We start from the raw sequence: 18392 nt of genomic DNA, 5'->3' as shown, positions 1-18392 counted from the left end.
CTTTAACAGACACTTGGGGTGTTCCTATGAAAAAACTTTTTATCACAACCGCCATTATGATGGGTGTAACAGGGGCTGCGCATGCAGGCTCGCTCGCAACAATTGACCAAGTTGGTACCGGCCATTCGTCGTCCATGCAGCAAGTGGGTAATTCCTCTGTCGTGGTCAAACAGCGCAACCAGAACCAAAGCGCGGTTGGTGAGCAGTTCGGCAACGGCAACAACCTGAACATCTCTCAGCGTGGCAACGGCAACATCGCCGGTAAAACGGTTTTGGCTGCCTCCTGGTTGAACTCGGCGCAAACCGGTACCTATGGTGCGAACTTGGTTCAGCAAGGCAACAACAACAAACACACGATCAAGCAAAAAGGCGTCAACAACAACGCGGCCTCGAACCACAGCTATCAGCAAGGCAACAACAACGATGCGAAGCTGGAGCAGATGGGCAAGAATAACTCCGTTCAGCAGTTCCGTCAGCGGGGCAATGGCAACACGTCGACGCTGAAGCAGACCGGCAACGGCAACCATCTGTCGTTCGTCTTCTCGATCGGCAACGGCAACGACCAGAATATCAACCAGCAAGGCACCAAGAACGGCGTTGGCAATCTCTATAACAACGGCCAGTTCGCCTCCGACCTGAACGCGCTCGACAATGTGCCGTTCCTTGCCGGGACCGATATGGCCGCTCTGAGCGCCTCGAAGTCGGTCCAGATCGGTAATGGCAACAAGGTTGATGTTGATCAGACCGGTAGCAAGAACGGGTTCAACATCGAACAGGGCACATACTCCGCGAAGTCCTACTCGTCCAAGGTGAAGCTGAACCAGAAAGGTTCGACCAACTTTGCCTATGCAGCCCAGAGCGGCGCGGCACACACTGCCAATGTCTCTCAGATGGGTTCGGGTAACCGTTCGTTCACCAACCAGAGCAACTGATTGCTATAGCCTTTGACAGGCTGTAAGTTCAGGGCTGTCCCCGGGGGTAATTTTCGGGGGCAGCATACTGCCTTACAGGAGCGCAATTTCGTGCATATCGGCGACGCCAATTTTCCAAAGTTTGAGTTCGTTCGTGCCAGGAAATTTTTCGCAGTATTTTCCGGTTTGGTTGCGCTTTTTGTTTTGTTTGTTTGTCTTGCGGCGCCAATACGAAGTCAGTCGCTTGTCCGGCTTCAATGTTCTGCCAAAATAGATACCTATGGTCAGACTATCGTTCTTTATGGTTTGATTATGTCGGATGTCGCTGTCAGCGTTGATTATGAAATCGAAGTCGTTTCGATGTCTTCGGGGAATTTGGGGTCAGCCAGTCAGGGCGGCACGCTTGCTCTGGAAGCGGGGAGGCCTCTTAGAACCAGTTCCTCGCAAATTACGATTGCCGGTGGCGGTGGCTATTACGAAATCGAAATTACCGCAACTGACAGATTGACGGGCTCGAAGTGTACGGACAAAAATACGTTCGTGCTTTGACGCCCCATAAATTTCGGGAGGTTTTTCTGTGTTTTTGACTTTTTTAAGACGCGCGACCAATTCTTTTTCAATTTTTTTGGTTGCGGCACTCGCTCCCGTTGTCTCGGTGGCGGAGGATTCCAGCGGGCGCGACGTCTATATTCAGCAGATCGTAACGCAGCAGCAATCCGCGACGGGAACACGAACGGCGCGAGCGCCGGTTACTGGGGCAGTTTCGCCCGAGCTTTCGGGGTTTGAGCGCCAATTGGTGTCGCTCGGCGACAGTTTACCGCTGGGAATCACCCAAGCGCAGCAAGGGCAGGGACACACGGCCTCTGCAACCGTAATAGGCAATAAAAACACGGTCGGGCAGTTCCAATTGGGAAAGGATCACGTTTCGAATGTGGAGCTGACTGGTGCCAATAACCGGGTTGTCGTAATGCAGCGTCGCCAGAAAGCGTTTAGCGACATTGAAGTAAGTGGCGCAAACAAAACAATTTATCATCTTCAGCTTGGCCCGACGGCCCGACTGAAAGAGATTCCGTTTCGCACGACGAAACCGGAAACGCTCATGATTATTGATAACGGAAGAAGCGCTTACGTTCGAAAAATGAAGTGAACGGAAGGGTTAAATGGCAACACAAAACTGAAAAAAACATTGTAAATTGAGCGATTTCTTTCTTTTTGCCGGCAGTGCGGTTAGGGAAAGTGACGAGCAGCGCAGTTGCGTGAGGTAACCCGACATTCAAGCGGGAGGACAGCAGTGAAGAATTTTGTAAGGCTAAGCCTATCTATTGTCGCGTTGAGTTTTCCACAACTCGTCGCCAGTGCCGAATTGGTATACAGGCCGGTAAACCCATCGTTTGGTGGAGATGCGTTGAATTCCGGGCATCTTTATCAAGGTGCGGATATCGCGAACACTTTTAGTGATGACAGTCTCGATTTTCTGCTTGAAGAGCAAACGGCGGCGGATCTTTTTGCCGATGCATTGCGAAGCAGTGTGATTGCGGGGTCCGCATCGCAAATTGCGAATGCAATCTTTCAAACCGGCTCCCCAACAAGTGGTACGTTCACTTTGGATGGTGCCACGGTAACTTACGAAACCGTAGGAGCAAATGTCGTAGTGAGGGTCAACGACGGTATCAAAACCGAAGTTTTGACAATCCCTAAGCCTACAACAAGCCCGTAAGTGAGATTGATCATGTCCAGAACATTGAGAACCGCATGTTTTCTGTTGGCGAGCAGTCTTTTGACGGCTTGTGCAGACTTTCAACTTTTCACGCCCCAAGAGGCGACCGAAATCAAACCGACGCGGCAAACGCGCGCGTTGGAAAATCTGTCACCGCCGGCGTCTCCTATCTATGTTGCCGTTTATGAATTCCCTGATCTGACGGGGCAAAACAAGCCGAACACCAACTTTGCCGAGTATTCACGGGCCGTGACGCAAGGCGCAGATGCGATCCTTGTTGATGTGTTGGACGAAGTTGGCCAGGGGAAGTGGTTCTCGCTGGTTGAACGTCGCGGTGTTAATAATGTCTTGCGCGAACGACAGTTGATCACCGCGACCCGGCAGCAATTCCTTGGTCCGAATGCACCGCCACTGGATGCGTTGAATTTTGCCGGGCTTCTGCTGGAAGGCGGCGTGATCGCTTATGAATCGAATATCACCAATGGCGGTATCGGCGCTAAATACCTCGGAATTGGGGCCAATACGAAGTTCAGCACGGACATCGTGACGGTCAACCTGCGCGCTGTTAGCGTTCAATCCGGCGCCATTCTTGCTTCGGTCACGACCACTAAGACAATCTATTCCACTGTTGTGCAGGGGGATGTGTTCAAATATGTCGGTCTGAACCAGCTTCTAGAGCTTGAGGCAGGTATCGCGGAAAACGAGCCTGCGCAGTTTGCGCTTCGTGAAGCGATTGAAGCGGCTGTTTTTGCTTTGATTATCGAGGGAGCCGAGAAGGGCGTCTGGTCCTTCAAAGATCGTAGCAAGCAAAAAGAAATAATCAAAACTTATAACAGCAGAAAGATCGCTGCGGCCGGGTAATGGTTGTAGCGTCCGGTTTATAGCTGACAGAAGCCTGCCCCAAGTCTGGGCAGGCTTTCCAGCTTTCCTATTTCAATCAGTGGATTATGGAGGAGAGCTCATGTGTTGCATGAACTTTGCGCGTGTATTTTTTCTTTTTTCGGTGCTCGTCGCGTTGAAAATGAACCGACCGTTTGCCGCTCAGGCCTTGCCAAGCCATTGCCGTATAGCAAAAACCAATAACAAATCTATTTGTGTGCAGGCTCGCTGGCTCTGCGCTCAGTGTGTAGCCTGATCGTGGCCTGAATGCTGTGCGCTTGCGGTTGGTAGAGAGCTGTTGGAGCGGCCTATGTGTGCGTTTGGCTTGACGGTTGGGCAAATGGGCGCGTAGCGTTTTGACAGCTCAAGTGGGCCCGCAGTGAGCGAAAACGGTGTGGTGCCATCTCTCGATTGGTTTGCGATGGAGGATGACATGACCGCAAAAACACCAAAACGAAATCCGAAGCGGCGCGGGCGCGGGGTTCTGCGTGAAGGGCCACGCGTGGCCGATGCGTTTCATTTGAATGACCGTAGCGCCGGACGGGCGCAGGGGCGATTTTTGTCGCAAGGGGATCTGGAGCAATTCCGGGCGCAGGCCATGGCGTTGTTGCAGGATTATGGCGTGGTGGTTATTCACCCCGCCGCGCGGGCGGCGTTGTTGACGGCGGGCGCGGTTGAGGGGGGCGGGGCGGATCGGCTGCGTCTTCCTGTGGAATTGGTGGAAGAGGCCCTGCGCGAGACGCCGAAAGCGGTGCGGCTTTGCGGTAAGCAAAAGACGCGTGATATTGCGCTGCCGCGCGGCGACGGGCAGTTTATCATGCGCACCGGGACGGGCGCTCATGGCTATGTTGATCCGCGTGATGCGCGCTATCGCAACACCGATTTTCAGGCGGTACGCGAGATGGGCGCCGTGGCCGAGGGGCTGGATCAGGTGGGGTTTGTGGCGCATCCGTTCGTGCATGGTGTGCCGGAGATGACGGCGGATATTCATGCCTTTGGCGAGATGATCCAGCGGACCACGAAACATTGCTGGTTGCAGCCCTATGGCAAGGAAAACGTCGAGTTCGATATGAAGATCGCGGCGATTGCCGCCGGTGGAGAGGCGGCGTTTCGCGCGCGTCCGATTGCGAGTTGCATCACCTGTTCCTTCACGCCGCTTGAGTTTAAGTTCATGGACACGGAGTGCATCATTCAAGCCGGGCGGTTGGGCATGCCGCTGCATGCCTGTTCGCTGCCCTCGGCCGGGGGATCGGCGCCGCTGACGCCTGCGGGGATGGTTTTGATGGCCGCTGCAGAGATCGTGGCGATGGTGACGTTGGCGCATGTGTTGGCGCCGGGCACGCCGGTGGTTGCGACGCCGTTGATGTTCACGCTGGACATGGCGACGGGGTCGGCGTTGCAGAGTTGTCCCGAGAGCGTGCAGATGGCGGGGATGGCGATCCAGTTGATGAAAGAGGGATTTGGATTGCTGGCGCATACCTATGGCGCGGGGTCGGACACGCCGGATGTGGATGTGCAGTCGAGCGCCGAGCGCGCCATGCTGGGGCAGGCGGTGGCGACGGCGGGGGCCGACATACTGGGCGGTGTCGGGCAGTTGGAATGCGCCACCGTGTTCAGCCCGGTGCAGGCGGTTTTGGACAATGAGGTGGGGGCGATGATCCGCAAGACGCTGACCCCGCCGGAAGTGTCGGCGCAGGCGATGAACTGGGACGAGGTGATGGGCATCCGCGTTGGCGGGCATTTTCTTGATAGCAAGCAGACGCTGGCGCTGTGTCGGGAGCAGCATGTGCCGGGGGTGTTCCTGCGTCAGGGGCGCGATGATTACGAGAAGACCGACCGGCGCACGGCGTTTGAGGCCGCACAGGAGCGGGCGTTGGCGTTGATTGGTGCCGCCCCGGAGGAGGGGTATCTGAGCGAAGATCAGCGGCGCGAGATTGCCGAGGTGGTCAAGGCCGGAGAGCGGTTTGTTCTGGAGGCGACGAGCGGCGCGATGGAGATGATTTGAGCGACGCGCGGCCGGAGGCGCTCGACGGTCTACGCAACCGCTCTTGGATGGGGTAGGGTCGGGCCATGAACCAGAGTGAGGTGCAGGCATGAGCGGGCTTTTGGCATTGTTGGACGACGTGGCGGCGATTGCCAAAGTGGCGGCGGCGAGCGTGGATGATGTGATCGGGCAGGCGGCCAAGGCCGGGGCCAAGGCGGCAGGGGCGGTGATTGACGACGCCGCCGTTTCACCGGCCTATGTTCAGGGGTTCGAGGCAAGCCGGGAGTTGCCCATTGTCGGGCGCATCGCGCTTGGCTCGATCCGCAACAAGTTATTGATATTGTTGCCTGCAGGCCTGTTGTTGTCGAGTTTTGCGCCGTGGCTTATCCCGATCCTGTTGATGCTGGGCGGGGCGTATTTGTGTTTTGAGGGGGCCGAGAAGGTCTGGCACAAATTCTTTGCACGCGACCACGCGCATGAGGTCGAGGCGGTCGGGGATCCGGCGCATTTGGAAGAAGAAAAAGTGGCCGGGGCGATCAAGACGGATTTCGTGCTCTCGGCTGAGATCATGACGATCACGCTGGCGGCAATCCCGACGAGCACCCTGTGGATGGAGGCGGCGACGCTGGCCGTGGTGGCGATCGGGATCACGGTGGCGGTGTATGGCAGCGTGGCGCTGATCGTGAAGATGGACGATCTGGGCTTGTTGATGAGCGCGAAGGGGCGGTTACGCTCGACGCGGGCATTGGGGCGCGGGATTGTGGCCGGGATGCCGGGGTTCTTGAACCTGTTGATGGTGGTGGGCACGGCGGCGATGCTTTGGGTTGGGGGCTCGATCATTGTGCATGGTCTGCACGAGATGGGGGTGCATGCGCCCTATGATGTTATTCATGACCTTGTGGACCGCGCGGTGAGCGGGATCAGCGGGGGCTATGTCGGCGCGTTGAAATGGGTGATGACCGCCGGGCTGGACGCGGTGTTTGGCGTGGCTGTCGGCTTGGTGTTGCTGCCGCTTGGCGTGAAGGTGATCGGGCCGGTTTGGGGCGCGGTGTTCAAAGGGAAAGCGTGAGGGAAGAGCCGCGCATTGCAGGCGCGCGCGGATGCGATGCAACGAAATAGGGATGCGGTTTATGCCTGCCAAGCCCGAGCTAAGCCAATGTCGCGCACAACGCCAGCCAATCGCAGCCGCGTAGGGGCGCGCCTGCGATGCGCGGCGGCCTAAGGGGCCGCAAATCGCGCAGGAGAAGGGAAGCGGCGTCGGCGCAGTTCTGTTGCTCAATAAAAGACCCGGCGCAGGGGCCGGGTCTTTTGTCAGTCAATAAAGGGGCCGCGTTCAGAGCAGCTCTTTCACTTTCGCCGCCACCGCCTCGGCTGTGATGCCGAATTTTTCGAACAGGGTTCCGGCAGGGGCGGAGGCGCCGAAGCCTTCCATCCCGACGAAAGCGGATTTTTGCGATTTGCCGCGCTCACCGGCGAGCCAGCGGTCCCAGCCTTGGCGGGCGCCGGCCTCGATCGCGACGCGCACGGCGGCACCGCCGGGCAGGACGCGGCGGCGGTAGGCTTCGTCTTGCTGCTCAAACAGCTCCCAGCAGGGCATGGAGACGACGCGGGTGCCGATGCCTTCGGCCTGAAGCAGATCGCGGGCCTCCATGGCGACGGAGACCTCGGAGCCGGTGGCCATGAGGATCGCCTGACGCTTGCCCTCGCTATCGGCCAGAACATAAGCGCCCTGAGCGGTGAGGTTCTTGGCCTTATGCTCGGTTCGGAGCGTGGGCAGCCCTTGGCGGGTGAGGGCCAGCACGGAGGGGGTCTCCTTGCTGGTCAGGGCGATTTCCCAAGCTTCGGCGGTTTCCACCGTGTCGCAGGGGCGGAACGTGTAGGAGTTCGGCGTCGAGCGGCAGATGGCAAGGTGTTCGACGGGCTGGTGGGTGGGGCCGTCTTCACCGACACCGATGCTGTCATGGGTCATGACGAACACGGTGGGGATTTTCATCAGGGACGCCAGACGCATCGCCGGGCGGGCGTAGTCGGTGAAGCAGAAGAACGTGCCGCCATAGGGGCGCACGCCGCCGTGCAGCGCCATGCCGTTCATCGCCGCAGCCATGCCGTGTTCGCGGATGCCCCAAAAGACGTAACGGCCCTTGCGGTTGTCCACATCGAACATGCCCAGATCACCGGTTTTGGTGTTGTTCGAGCCGGTGAGATCGGCCGAGCCGCCGACGGTTTCGGTCATGATCGGGTTGATGACTTCGAGCGCCATTTCGCTGGATTTCCGGGTGGCCACTTTGGGGGCTTCGTCGGAGATCTGCTTTTTCAGGGCGCGCACGCGGCCCGCGAGGGATTTGGGCGCGTCGCCTGCATAGGCGCGCAGGAACTCGGCTTGGCGACGCTCGGAGAGGGCGGCAAAGCGGGTGTCCCACTCGGCGTGGGCGGAGGCCCCGCGCGCGCCGACGCTTTCCCACCACGATTTGATCTCGTCAGGGATTTCGAAGGGGCCGGTTGTCCAGCCGTAGGCCTGTTTGGCGTCCTGCATCTGACCCGGATCGGTCAGCGCGCCGTGGCCCTTGGAGGTGTCCTGAGCGGCGTGGCCCAGAGCGATATGGGTTTTGCAGGCGATCATCGAGGGCTGTTTGGCTTTCTTGGCCTCGGTGATGGCGGCGTCGATTTCGGCGGGGTTGTGGCCGTCGATTTCCTGAACGTGCCAGCCGGAGGCCTTGAAGCGCGCCACTTGGTCGGTGCGATCCGAGAGCGAGACCTTGCCGTCGATGGTGATGTCGTTGTTGTCCCAGAACACCACCAGTTTTGACAGTTCGTGGCGACCGGCGAGGCCGATGGCCTCTTGGCTGATCCCTTCCATCAGGCAGCCGTCACCGGCGATGACATAGGTATAGTGATCAACGATCTTGGAGCCGTAGCGGGCGCGCTGGATTTCCTCGGCCATGGCGAAGCCGACGGAATTGGCGATGCCCTGACCCAAGGGGCCGGTGGTGGTTTCGATGCCCGGCGCATGGCCATATTCGGGGTGGCCGGCGGTGATCGCGCCCCACTGGCGGAAATTCTTGAGCTGTTCGAGCGTCATTTCCGGGTAGCCGGTGAGGTGGAGCAGCGAATAGAGCAGCATCGAGCCATGGCCCGCCGACAGGATGAAGCGGTCACGGTCGGCCCAATCGGGCGCGGCGGCGTCGAACTTCAGGTGGTTGGCGAACAGCACGGTGGCAACATCGGCCATGCCCATCGGCATGCCGGAGTGACCGGAGTTGGCGGCAGCGACCGCATCGAGGGTCAGCGTGCGGATGGCGGCTGCGCGCATCCAGTGATCGGGGTTGGCGGCGCGAAGGGCTGCGATATCCAAGGCGGGAATCCTCTGAAATTGGTGGCGTCGGAGTTTCATTATCAGGCTGAGACCGGGGAGCAAGAGGGGCAAAAGCCCATATTGGTGGCAATGGCCCGCCGGTTCGGGGCGCGGGATCGCGTTTCCTTGTTTGGAAACAAGGTGAAAGGCAGTAAAGTTGAAGCAATCCGGCAACCACGCTTGATTCGCGGTGAGGCAGCCGCAAGCGCGAAAAGCCCGGAAGCCAGCGGTGGCCGAGGCGGTTGCTGCGGAGAATGCGCAAGGCAGTGCATGACCAAAAAGGAGTGGGGCAATGAGCCAGGTAGAAGAGTTGGAGCGCCGTATAACCGCCGCGCTTGACCGGATTGCCAAGGGAATAGAGCCGCTGGGCGTTGCATCGGGCAACCCGGAGGCGGAAGAGGAATTGGCCCGCGCGCGCGCCGAGCTGGAAGATGAACGGCTTGCCGGACAGCAGTTGGAAGAACGCGTCAAGGCGCTTCATGAAAAGCAGGACAACAAGATTGCCGCGCTGGAAGCGCAGACCGAGGAGCAGGCCGCCAGCATGGCGCGGCTTGATGGCGAATTGCAGCGGCTGAGGGCGGCGAACGAACAGCTTCGCAGCTCGAATGCGGCGCTGCGTGAGGCCAACGAAAAAGGTGTGGGCGAGCCGCATCTGATCAACAAGGCGATGCTGGCCGAGCTGGAAGGCTTGCGCGCGTCGCGGGCTGCTGACCGGGCCGAAAGTGCGGCGATCCTGAGCGCGCTTGAGCCGCTGTTGCAAGCCGGGGAGGGCGCGTAATGCCGGAGATCGAGATCAACATTGGCGGGCGCAGTTTTGATGTGGCCTGTCAGGAGGGCGAAGAGCATTACCTTCAGACCGCTGCACGGATGCTGGACACCGAAGCGACGACATTGACCCAGCAGACCGGGCGTTTGCCCGAGGCGCGGATGTTGCTGATGGCGGGCTTGATGCTGGCCGACAAGACCGCCGGGGTCGAGGACAAGCTGAGCTCGATGCAGATCAAGGTGGCGGAATTGGAACGCGAGGTTGAGGCGTTGCGCAGTGCGCCCAAGCCCGAGGCCGAGCGGGTGGAAGTGCCGGTGGTGCCCGAAAGCGTGACCGAGAGCCTTGCCGAATTGGCCGCACGGGCGGAATCGCTGGCGGCGGAAGTGGAAGAGAAGGCGGGCTAGGGGTTCCCCGAGCGGTGCGGGCCAGAGCGGCGCGCGACGGTGGGGTGAAACCCCACCCTACGACACGGGCGTTACAGGTTTTCGCGGTAGTGTTTCAGGACAAACAGGCGGATGGCCGAGGCCAAGCCGCTGTCGAGGCCACGGGCTTCGTCGATTTCAGCGGCGAGCGCGTTGATCGGCTGTCCACGCTCGGCCGCGATGTCGCGGAAGGCTTGCCAGAACTCGGCCTCAAGCGACACCGAGGTCCGGTGGCCACGTAGCGACAGCGAGTGTTTGACCGGGCGCGACATGGCTGCTTAATCCTCGCGCCGGGTTTGGTCGTGGTCGCGATCGGCCTTGTCAGCGCGGGATTTCTCAAGCGATTTCTGCGCCTTGGTGCGGCCGAATTTCACAGCATTCTCATCGGCTTGCGCCTTGGTCTTGCGGCGCGATCTGGCTTTGCGGGCCTTATTGAGATTGACAATCTCGGCCATCACGAAGGCCCGACCATTTTTTCGGGGCGCACGATGCGATCGAATGTGTCCTCATCAACGAAGCCAAGGCGCACCGCCTCTTCGCGCAGGGTGTTGCCGTTGGCGTGGGCGGTTTTTGCGACCTTGGTGGCGTTGTCATAGCCGATCTCAGGCACGAGGGCCGTGACCAGCATCAGGCTTGATTTCATCAGCCGATCAATGCGGGCCTCATCCGCTTGTAGCCCCGCCACCAGATTGTCGGTGAAGGCGCGCGCGGCGTCGCCGAGAAGTTGCATGGATTGCAACACGTTATAGGCCATCATTGGTTTGAACACATTAAGTTCGAAATGCCCTTGCGAGCCGGCAAACCCGACGGCAGCGTCATTGCCCATGACATGGGCGCAGACCTGTGTCAGCGCCTCGCATTGGGTCGGGTTGACCTTGCCCGGCATGATCGAGGAGCCGGGTTCATTGGCGGGCAGGATCAGCTCTCCCAGCCCCGAGCGGGGGCCGGAGCCGAGGAAGCGGATGTCATTGGCGATCTTGAAGAGCGACGCGGCCACGGTTTTGAGGGCGCCCGACATTTCGACCATCGCGTCATGGGCGGCGAGGGCTTCGAATTTGTTGGGCGCGGTGACAAAGGGCAGGCCGGTGATGTCGGCCATTTTCCCGGCGACGGCCTCGGCCCAGCCATGGGTGGTGTTGAGGCCGGTGCCGACGGCGGTGCCGCCTTGGGCCAGTTCATAGATACGCGGCAAGGCGGATTTGATCCGCGCGATCGCCATGGCGACTTGGTGGGTGTAGCCGGAGAATTCCTGACCCAATGTCAGCGGCGTCGCGTCTTGGGTATGGGTGCGCCCGATTTTGATGATATGCGCGAAGCTTTCGGATTTCTCCGCGAGGGCGGCGTGGATATGCTCGAGCCCCGGCAGGAGCACGTCGCGGGCCATGGTGGCGGTGGCGATATGCATGGCCGTCGGGAAGGTGTCATTCGAGCTTTGGCCCATGTTGACGTGATCATTGGGATGGACGGGGGTTTTGCTGCCCATCTCGCCTCCGAGCATTTCAATGGCGCGGTTGGCGATCACCTCGTTCGCGTTCATGTTGGATTGGGTGCCGGAGCCGGTTTGCCAGACGACCAGCGGGAAGTGGTCATCAAGCTTGCCTGCGGCGACCTCCTGAGCGGCGGCGGAAATGGCGTTGGCCTGTGCCTCGTCAAGGCGCCCGAGGGTGAGGTTCACTTCGGCGCAGGCCTGTTTGATGACGCCAAGGGCGCGGATGATGGCGACGGGCTGACGCTCCCAACCGATCGGGAAATTGGCGATGGAGCGCTGGGTCTGGGCGCCCCAATACCGGTCTGCCGGCACGTCGATCGCGCCGAAGCTGTCGCTTTCGCTGCGTGTGTTGCTCATGATTTGCCCCTTTGGCGCGCTATTCAATTCGGCCTCAGAATGGCGGTTGGGCCGGGGGAATTCAATCGGCGAAGTTCAGTGGCGCGTGCGGGTGTAGACGTAGACATGCGCCGGGGGCAGGTTGGACCAGACGATCCCGCGCCTATGGCCGACAATGCCGAGTTCCGCTTGCATCGGGGGAGAGATCGGGGCGGTGGGGGAATAGGTGATCTGAACGAACATGCCGCCGGGGGCCATGACACCGAGCGCGCGGCCCACCACTTCGCGTTGGATTTGCGGGCGGGCGAGGACGGGCACGCCGGAGATCACCGCGCCGACGCCGCGCAGGCCGGAGCTGCGGATGTCCTGCGCCGGGCGGTTGAGCACGGTGACGCCGGGGTAGCGGGCGCGCAGCATGTCGCAAAAGCGCGGATTGGTTTCAAACAGCGTAAGCTGGGCCGGGGTGACGCCGCGTTTGAGGATCGCCTTGGTGATCGCACCGGTGCCGGGGCCGATTTCAACCACGGGGCCGCGCACGTGTTCCAGCCCTTCGGTCATTTTCTTGGCGACCTTTTTGGAGGAGGGCGCGATGGCCACAACTTCGCCCGGATGGCGGATCATTTCGGTGAGGAAGGTGCCGATTTCGGACGCCATGACGTGACCCTTTCAGAGATCTGTTCGGGTGTGTTTTGGCGGGTTGGCGCGCGCAAAATCAAGGGCCGGGGCCGAGATGTCGCAGAAGTTTCGCAAAACCGATTCCGGCCTGTCATGCCGGGCCGGGGGCAGTGGTTTGGATCGTGTGAAGCCCCCGCCCGGGGCGCGGTTATTTGCGGAAGCTGTCGAGGCTGACGACTTCGGCGTCTTGCTGGGTCGGCTCTGGTTCGCCCTCTTCAAGGGGGAAGTCGTCCTCTTCGTCGAGGTCGTCTTCCTCTTCCTCGTGGGTTTCAAAGCGCAGGCCGAATTCCACCGAAGGATCCACAAACGTGCGGATCGCGTCGTAAGGGATATAGAGCGGTTCGGGTGCATCACCGAAATTGAGGGTGACGGCAAAGCCTTCGTCCGTGACCTCAAGCCCGTCATACCAATGCTGCATCACCACGGTCATTTCCGAGGGGTAGCGATCACGCAGCCAATCGGCGAGCTTGGCCTCGGGGTGGGTGGTGTCGAAGGTGATAAAGAAGTGGTGCGCGCCGGGAAGGCCGTTTTCTTCGATATCTTCAAGCACGTCCTGAATCAGCCCGCGCATGGCGCGGTGCATGAGGCTGCCATAGTCGATACTGCGTGACATTTGCCCCCCGTTTTAGGTGCTCATTAGATGCTCAGTGGTAAGTGCTGCGCATTACAATACGGGATCTGAAGGAAAGAGAAAGGGGCGGGGCGCAAAATATGCGTCTGTTTTCATGACAGCAGCGTGAGGCCGCTTGAGAATGAGGCAAAGAGCATCCCGGCGAGGGCCATGAGCGCGAGGAGCGGGATCATGCCAAGGCGCAGCCCAAGGCCGAGGAGCGCGGCCAGCGTGGTCAGGGCTGCGGCGGTGAGATCGAGGCTTGTCAGGTCGGGCCAATGGCCAAAAGCCGTTTCGGTAAGTGTGCCAAACAGCACATTCATTGCAAACCACAACGTGAGGTTGGCAATGACCCCGACAACGGCGGCGGTAATCGCCTTGAGAGCGCCGGTGAGGCGGGGTTGCGCGAGCAGGTATTCGACATAGGGTGCGCCGGTGAATATCCAGAGAAAACAAGGGATAAACGTCACCCAAAGCGCCATCAGCCCGGCCAGCGCCGCCATCGTCCAGCCGCCATGGTGATAGCCGGCGAGCAGGGCGACGAATTCGGTCACAAGGATCAGCGGGCCGGGGGTGGTTTCGGCAAGGCCGAGGGCGTCGATCACCTCGCCCGTGGTGATCCAGCCATAGGTTTCAACCACGGTTTGCGCCATCCAGGCGAGCACGGCATAGGCGCCCCCGAAGGTGAGCACGGCAAGGCGTGAAAAATAGAGTGCGACGTCGGTAAGGAATGTAGCGTCAAGCGCGATGGCAAAGCCGATTGGTGCAGCCCAGAGCGCGCCCCAGATAAGGGCGGTGCGCAGGGTTTGCGCCGGGGTGGTCTCAATCGCGGGCACGGGGCTTGTGGCGGGGTTCGTGGTTGCGAGCAAGCCGATGAGCGCGGCGCTGGCGATGATAAGGGGGAAGGGCAGGCCAAGCACATAGATTGCGCCGAACCCCGCGAGCGCAAGCGCCCAGCCGAGCGGGCCGTGGAGCGCTTTGCCGGCGACTTTGGCGAGCGCTTGGAAGACGATGATGACGACGGCGGCTTTGACCCCCGCGAAGGCGGCGATGACGAGGGGCAGATCGCCGTAAGCCAGATAGAGCGCCGCCAGTGCCGCGATCACCAGAGCGCCGGGCAGCACAAAGAACAGGCCGGCGATCAGGCCCCCCAATGTGCCGCGCAACCGCCAGCCGGAATAGGCGGCGAGTTGCATCGCTTCGGGGCCGGGCAAGAGCATGCAGAAGCTGAGCGCGCCGAGGAACTGGTCTTCGCTGAGCCAGTTGCGGCGGGTGACCAGCTCTTCGTGCATGATCGAGATTTGCGCCGCCGGGCCGCCAAAGGAAAGGAGGCCGATACGGGCGAAACTGCGCAGGAAGTCGGGGGTGCTGGGGCTCATAGCGCGAGGTAGAGCATGGGCGCGCAGCAGGGACAAGCACGAGGTGGGTTGGGAGGGGGAGGGAAAGTGCCGGATTCTGTTGCCGGCTCCGGCGGGCCCCGCCTGCCGCTGCTAGGCGACAGGGCTTAAGATTTCGATAGATCGAACCGCTTACGCGGCCAGAGCCATCGGAGCTTTGTTGTCATTTGCAACTAGCTTGATTTCGCCGATAACGGTGGCAGACAGCCGAGACAAAGCTAACCCCTTTAGACGTTCGTCGATCCTATTTCGACCCCAAAGCCGCCAAATGAACGGGTGTTGGTGGAGTCGCCGGGTACCGCCCCCGGGTCCGATCCGCTTATTACGAGCGCGTTTATGTCCATAGTCCCGAAGGACAGATCACATATAGGGCGTAAGATGCCGGTTTGAAAGGGGGCGCGGGGGCGTTTTCTTTTGAAGAAAACGGTCAAAAATCTTTTGAAGATTTTTGGGGTGCGGCGGGTCGCGGTTTTCTTTGAAAGAAAACCGGTCGAAATCTTTGAAAGATTTCGATGGCGGCTTAGGCGATGCGGCGGATCGGTTCGTGGTTACAGAACACGATGATTTGGCCGCGATTTTCGACGGCGCGAAAGCCGCGGTTTTGCAATTCGTCAAGGAAGCGGTCCATGCCGACATAGCGCTCAACATCGCGGGTTTTGCGGCGCACGATCTGGCCTTGTTGCACCGCTTTGCAGGCGAACAAATCGCGCAACCAGTTTTCCGGCAGAATAGGAGAATCTCGATACGTCATGCGGAAAGGGTGCCAACTCTCGGTTAACAGCCGGTTAACTGTGCCGTTTTGCCCGTTCTGCCATGACGTCTTGGCCCAGTTTGCGCGAATAAGCTTCGAGCGCGTGGAGGTGGGTTTCGACCGCGCCGCCGTCTTGCGCGTCGAGCGCATCGGCAATGGCCGTGTGCAGGGCGATGATCTCCGCCCGCGAGCGGGCCGTGAAGGTGATCATGTTCATCAACGGCTGCATTGCTTCGACCGCGCCGGCGAGTTGATAGCTGAGCACTGGATTGCCTGCGCCATCGACCAGCGCGCGGTGAAAGGCCACATCGCTGTCACAGAAGCTTTCATCCGAGAGGCCCGGCTGTCCCTGACGGTGGATTTCGGCGCGCATGGTGGCGAGGTGGTCGGGCGTGCGGCGTTCGGCCGAGAGGGGCGCGCAGGCGCGTTCGAGCGCATAGCGGGCTTCGCAGGCGGTTTCGAAGCTGACGGCGTTCATCGACAGCAAGAGCGTCGAGGTGGTGATCTGCTGCGGGTAAGCGGCTTTGAAGCTGAGCCGGTTGACGAAGGCACCGCCCGTTGCGCCGCGCTGGGTGCGGATCAGCGATTGTGCGGCGAGCCGTTTCAGGGCTTCGCGCACGGTCGAGCGGGAGACGTCGAATTGCTCGGAGAGTTCGGCCTCGGAGGGGAGGCGCTCATCAACGATCAGCTCGCCGGAGACGATGGCATCGCGGATCGCCTTGGCAATTTGGGCCGAGAGGTCGGCGGAGCTTTGAGGGTCAATTTTCAATTGTCAGACATTTACGCTTGCGCCGTGATGGCAATTGTCTGACATTAAGCAGAAGACATGTGAGTCGCCAAGGGGTTTGGAGGAGGACGCCATGCTGGCTGAACGGATCAGAGCGATGCGCGGCGCGCATTGGCTGTTGCTTTTCGGGCTGATCCTGTTGGCGTGGATCATGCTTTTGCTGATGGCGGTGCCGCAGGATTTGCGGATTGCCGGGCAGATTTACGGGCGCGAGTTTTGGGCGAGCCTGTGCAGCCTGACGCCGGATGCGGCGGGGGCGGTGCGGATCACCGGCATGTGGATGTTGATGAGCGCGGCGATGATGGCGCCGACGGCTTTGCCGGCTTTTGCCACCTATGATGACCTTGGCCATAGCGCCGAAAACACCCGGTTTTCGCATCTGGTGGCGGGCTATGTCGCGGTCTGGTTGGGCTTTTCCGTGCTGGCGGCGGCGTTGCAGTTGGCGCTTTATCAGGCCGATTTGATCAGCGCGTTTGGAGACAGCCGCTCGGGCTTGCTATCAGCGGCGTTGCTGGGGCTGGCGGGGGCCTATCAGTTTACCGCCCTCAAGGAGGCGTGCCTGTCGAAATGCCGCCGCCCTTTGAGTTTTTTCATGCAGCATTGGGATGAGGGGCCGTGGAGTAATGGTTTACGGTTGGGGGCTGTTTGTCTTGGCTGTTGCTGGGCGCTGATGCTGCTGGCGTTTGTCGGGGGTGTCATGAACATCGCCTTCATGGGGCTGGCGATGGTGTTGATGACGTTGGAAAAGCTTCCCGAGATCGGGCGCTGGGTTACCCGGCCTGTGGGGGTGGCGCTTGTGCTGGGCGCGGTTTGGACCGGTGTGAGCGCGATCGTTTAGGGCGAAAAGAGACAAACAAAGAGGAGAGACTTCATGGCGTTGGACGGCGAGGTTGGCACGATCCCCTGGACGATCAAGGGCGAACTTATTCTCAACTGTAATTGCACAGTGTTCTGCCCCTGCGTGGTGAGCCTGGGCAAGCACCCGCCCACCGAGGGCCATTGCCAGGCCTGGGCCGGGATCAGGATTGACGATGGCAGCTATGGTAAGGAAAGCCTGTCGGGGTTGAACATCGGTCTGTTCCTTGAAATTCCGGGGAACATGGGGCGCGGCAACTGGAAAGCGGCGGTGTTTATTGATGACCGGGCGAATGATGCGCAATATGCGGCGTTCGAGGCGATCTTTTCCGGCGCGGCGCGCGGCACCACCGGCCTGTTTGGCATGTTGGTCGGAGAGTTCCTTGGGGCGGAGCGCGCACCGGTTTCGTTTGAGACCGAAGGCAAGGAACGCCGCCTGATGGTTGGCAAGAAGATCCAAGGGTCGGTTATTCCGGTTGAAGGCAAGGACGGCAAGGATATGGTCGTGACCAACACCGAATACTGGATGGGCCCAGACATCACGGTGGCGACCGCCACCAAGGGGCGCGTGCGTGCCTTTGGCCGGGTTTGGGATTTTGAAGGCCGCAGCGCCGAGATTTGCCAGATTGATTGGCACGGTCCGCGCTGATCCAATGCGGTGGCGCGTCCTGCGCGGGGCGTAAGGAACGTGAAGGACGCGCGGATCATGAACGGAAGGAGAAATGCCCGATGATTTTGGCACCTGAAAACGTGCGCACCATGGCGCGTTATAACGGCTGGCAGAACCGGCAGATGAAGGATGCATTGCAAGGGTTGGGGGAGGCGGCTCTGGTTGAAGAGCGGGGCGCTTTCTTCGGCTCGATCATGCGGACCATCAATCATCTGCTATGGGGGGATTGGTTGTGGATGTCGCGGTTTGACGGTGGCGAAGGCCCGCCGGTTGAGGCGAGCGGCCATGACAGTTTGACGCCGAACCTGTCGGAATGGGCGATTGAGCGGTTCAAGATGGATGCGCGCATTCTGCATTGGGCGGACACGCGCCATAGTGTCGATCTGACCGGGGATTTGACGTGGTATTCCGGTATGGCGGGGCAAGAGATGGCCAAGCCGCTGGCCCTCTGTGTGACGCATTTCTTTAACCACCAAACGCACCATCGCGGGCAGATTCACGCCATGGCGACAGCCGCCGGGGCGCAGGGCTGGACCAGCGATCTGATCTTTATGCCTGAGGAGGGGCCGTGGGTGTGAGACAACCGAACCTGGCGTTGTCGTAGTGGCAGAGGAAAGGGCCTATGCGGTTTACAACCACATGCTGTTGCCGACGGTGAAGGAAACGTTTTCGAATTGAGCTGAGGACGTGGGGGCCAGACAGTATTATGGCGCACCTTCGGTGCGACACGCACAGTTTAGAGTGGGGGCCAGCCCCCACGCCCCCGGGATATTTCCAGTCAGATGAAGGAG

At 60.3% G+C, this 18392-nt stretch carries 21 protein-coding genes and 1 other RNA gene; 12 read left to right on the top strand and 10 right to left on the bottom strand.

The genetic code is table 11. The annotated features are described in order from the left end of the window. Positions 1–26: 26 nt before the first annotated feature. The 7 genes from N4R57_12210 to N4R57_12180 all read left to right on the top strand — a co-directional run bounded on the left by N4R57_12210 (position 27) and on the right by N4R57_12180 (position 6560). Complete coding sequence (locus N4R57_12210; protein ID UYV35826.1) at positions 27–932, top strand: hypothetical protein; 906 nt, start codon at positions 27–29, stop codon at positions 930–932. A gap of 90 nt (positions 933–1022) precedes the next feature. Then, positions 1023–1460, top strand: coding sequence for a curli-like amyloid fiber formation chaperone CsgH (gene csgH, locus N4R57_12205; GenBank protein ID UYV35825.1), 438 nt, complete (start codon positions 1023–1025; stop codon positions 1458–1460). A gap of 28 nt (positions 1461–1488) precedes the next feature. After that, a complete protein-coding gene (locus tag N4R57_12200) occupies positions 1489–2058 on the top strand; it encodes a hypothetical protein (GenBank protein UYV35824.1) in 570 nt (189 codons plus the stop codon). Between the two features lie 144 nt (positions 2059–2202). Next, positions 2203–2628, top strand: a complete 426-nt coding sequence (locus N4R57_12195) for a curli assembly protein CsgF (GenBank protein UYV35823.1) — start codon at positions 2203–2205, stop codon at positions 2626–2628. Beyond that, positions 2629–3489 (top strand): hypothetical protein, encoded by an 861-nt coding sequence (locus N4R57_12190; GenBank protein ID UYV35822.1) that lies wholly within the window; start codon positions 2629–2631, stop codon positions 3487–3489. Positions 3490–3940: 451 nt separating this feature from the next. Continuing rightward, positions 3941–5512 carry a trimethylamine methyltransferase family protein gene (locus N4R57_12185; GenBank protein ID UYV35821.1) on the top strand — a complete coding sequence of 524 codons (1572 nt, stop codon included), beginning with the start codon at positions 3941–3943 and terminating at the stop codon, positions 5510–5512. Positions 5513–5600: 88 nt separating this feature from the next. Then, positions 5601–6560, top strand: a complete 960-nt coding sequence (locus N4R57_12180) for a DUF808 domain-containing protein (GenBank protein UYV35820.1) — start codon at positions 5601–5603, stop codon at positions 6558–6560. A gap of 264 nt (positions 6561–6824) precedes the next feature. Here N4R57_12180 and tkt read toward each other — a convergent pair whose 3' ends face one another. Further along, positions 6825–8843, bottom strand: a complete 2019-nt coding sequence (gene tkt / locus N4R57_12175; protein UYV35819.1) for a transketolase — start codon at positions 8841–8843, stop codon at positions 6825–6827. A gap of 292 nt (positions 8844–9135) precedes the next feature. On the opposite strand from tkt, the gene N4R57_12170 reads away from it, so the two are divergent. Next, the gene (locus N4R57_12170; GenBank protein UYV35818.1) at positions 9136–9621 is read left to right on the top strand and encodes a hypothetical protein; all 486 of its coding nucleotides are present in this window, start codon (positions 9136–9138) and stop codon (positions 9619–9621) included. Further along, complete coding sequence (locus N4R57_12165; GenBank protein ID UYV35817.1) at positions 9621–10013, top strand: cell division protein ZapA; 393 nt, start codon at positions 9621–9623, stop codon at positions 10011–10013. Before N4R57_12170 ends, N4R57_12165 begins: the two co-directional genes overlap by 1 nt. A gap of 71 nt (positions 10014–10084) precedes the next feature. Here N4R57_12165 and N4R57_12160 read toward each other — a convergent pair whose 3' ends face one another. From N4R57_12160 to N4R57_12120, 9 genes are all read right to left on the bottom strand, one after another. Next, complete coding sequence (locus tag N4R57_12160; GenBank protein UYV35816.1) at positions 10085–10303, bottom strand: ribbon-helix-helix domain-containing protein; 219 nt, start codon at positions 10301–10303, stop codon at positions 10085–10087. A gap of 6 nt (positions 10304–10309) precedes the next feature. Next, a complete protein-coding gene (locus tag N4R57_12155) occupies positions 10310–10486 on the bottom strand; it encodes a DUF4169 family protein (GenBank protein ID UYV35815.1) in 177 nt (58 codons plus the stop codon). Continuing rightward, positions 10486–11877 (bottom strand): class II fumarate hydratase, encoded by a 1392-nt coding sequence (gene fumC, locus N4R57_12150; protein ID UYV35814.1) that lies wholly within the window; start codon positions 11875–11877, stop codon positions 10486–10488. The genes N4R57_12155 and fumC overlap by 1 nt, the downstream gene beginning before the upstream one ends. Before the next feature lie 75 nt (positions 11878–11952). Next, on the bottom strand, positions 11953–12510 hold the full coding sequence (locus N4R57_12145) for a methyltransferase type 12 (GenBank protein UYV35813.1): 558 nt from the start codon (positions 12508–12510) through the stop codon (positions 11953–11955). 169 nt (positions 12511–12679) lie between these two features. Continuing rightward, the gene (locus N4R57_12140; GenBank protein UYV35812.1) at positions 12680–13144 is read right to left on the bottom strand and encodes a ClpXP protease specificity-enhancing factor SspB; all 465 of its coding nucleotides are present in this window, start codon (positions 13142–13144) and stop codon (positions 12680–12682) included. 110 nt (positions 13145–13254) lie between these two features. Further along, positions 13255–14520: a chromate efflux transporter gene (chrA, locus tag N4R57_12135; GenBank protein ID UYV35811.1), complete on the bottom strand. Its 1266-nt coding sequence runs from the start codon at positions 14518–14520 to the stop codon at positions 13255–13257. Between the two features lie 65 nt (positions 14521–14585). Beyond that, positions 14586–14934, bottom strand: a transfer-messenger RNA (tmRNA) gene (gene ssrA, locus N4R57_12130). A 124-nt stretch (positions 14935–15058) separates the two neighbouring features. Continuing rightward, positions 15059–15289, bottom strand: coding sequence for an aspartate aminotransferase (locus N4R57_12125; GenBank protein ID UYV35810.1), 231 nt, complete (start codon positions 15287–15289; stop codon positions 15059–15061). 34 nt (positions 15290–15323) lie between these two features. Then, positions 15324–16058 carry a FadR family transcriptional regulator gene (locus tag N4R57_12120; GenBank protein ID UYV35809.1) on the bottom strand — a complete coding sequence of 245 codons (735 nt, stop codon included), beginning with the start codon at positions 16056–16058 and terminating at the stop codon, positions 15324–15326. Between the two features lie 91 nt (positions 16059–16149). On the opposite strand from N4R57_12120, the gene N4R57_12115 reads away from it, so the two are divergent. From N4R57_12115 to N4R57_12105, 3 genes are all read left to right on the top strand, one after another. Then, on the top strand, positions 16150–16914 hold the full coding sequence (locus N4R57_12115; GenBank protein ID UYV35808.1) for a DUF2182 domain-containing protein: 765 nt from the start codon (positions 16150–16152) through the stop codon (positions 16912–16914). 33 nt (positions 16915–16947) lie between these two features. Then, positions 16948–17580, top strand: a complete 633-nt coding sequence (locus tag N4R57_12110) for a DUF1326 domain-containing protein (GenBank protein UYV35807.1) — start codon at positions 16948–16950, stop codon at positions 17578–17580. 80 nt (positions 17581–17660) lie between these two features. Beyond that, positions 17661–18179 (top strand): damage-inducible protein DinB, encoded by a 519-nt coding sequence (locus N4R57_12105; GenBank protein ID UYV35806.1) that lies wholly within the window; start codon positions 17661–17663, stop codon positions 18177–18179. Positions 18180–18392: the final 213 nt, after the last annotated feature.

Source organism: Rhodobacteraceae bacterium D3-12 (assembly GCA_025916135.1).
GTDB lineage: Bacteria > Pseudomonadota > Alphaproteobacteria > Rhodobacterales > Rhodobacteraceae > JAKGBX01.
The sequence above is the reverse complement of the archived record's forward strand: the minus strand, read 5'-3'. Positions and strand labels throughout refer to the sequence as shown.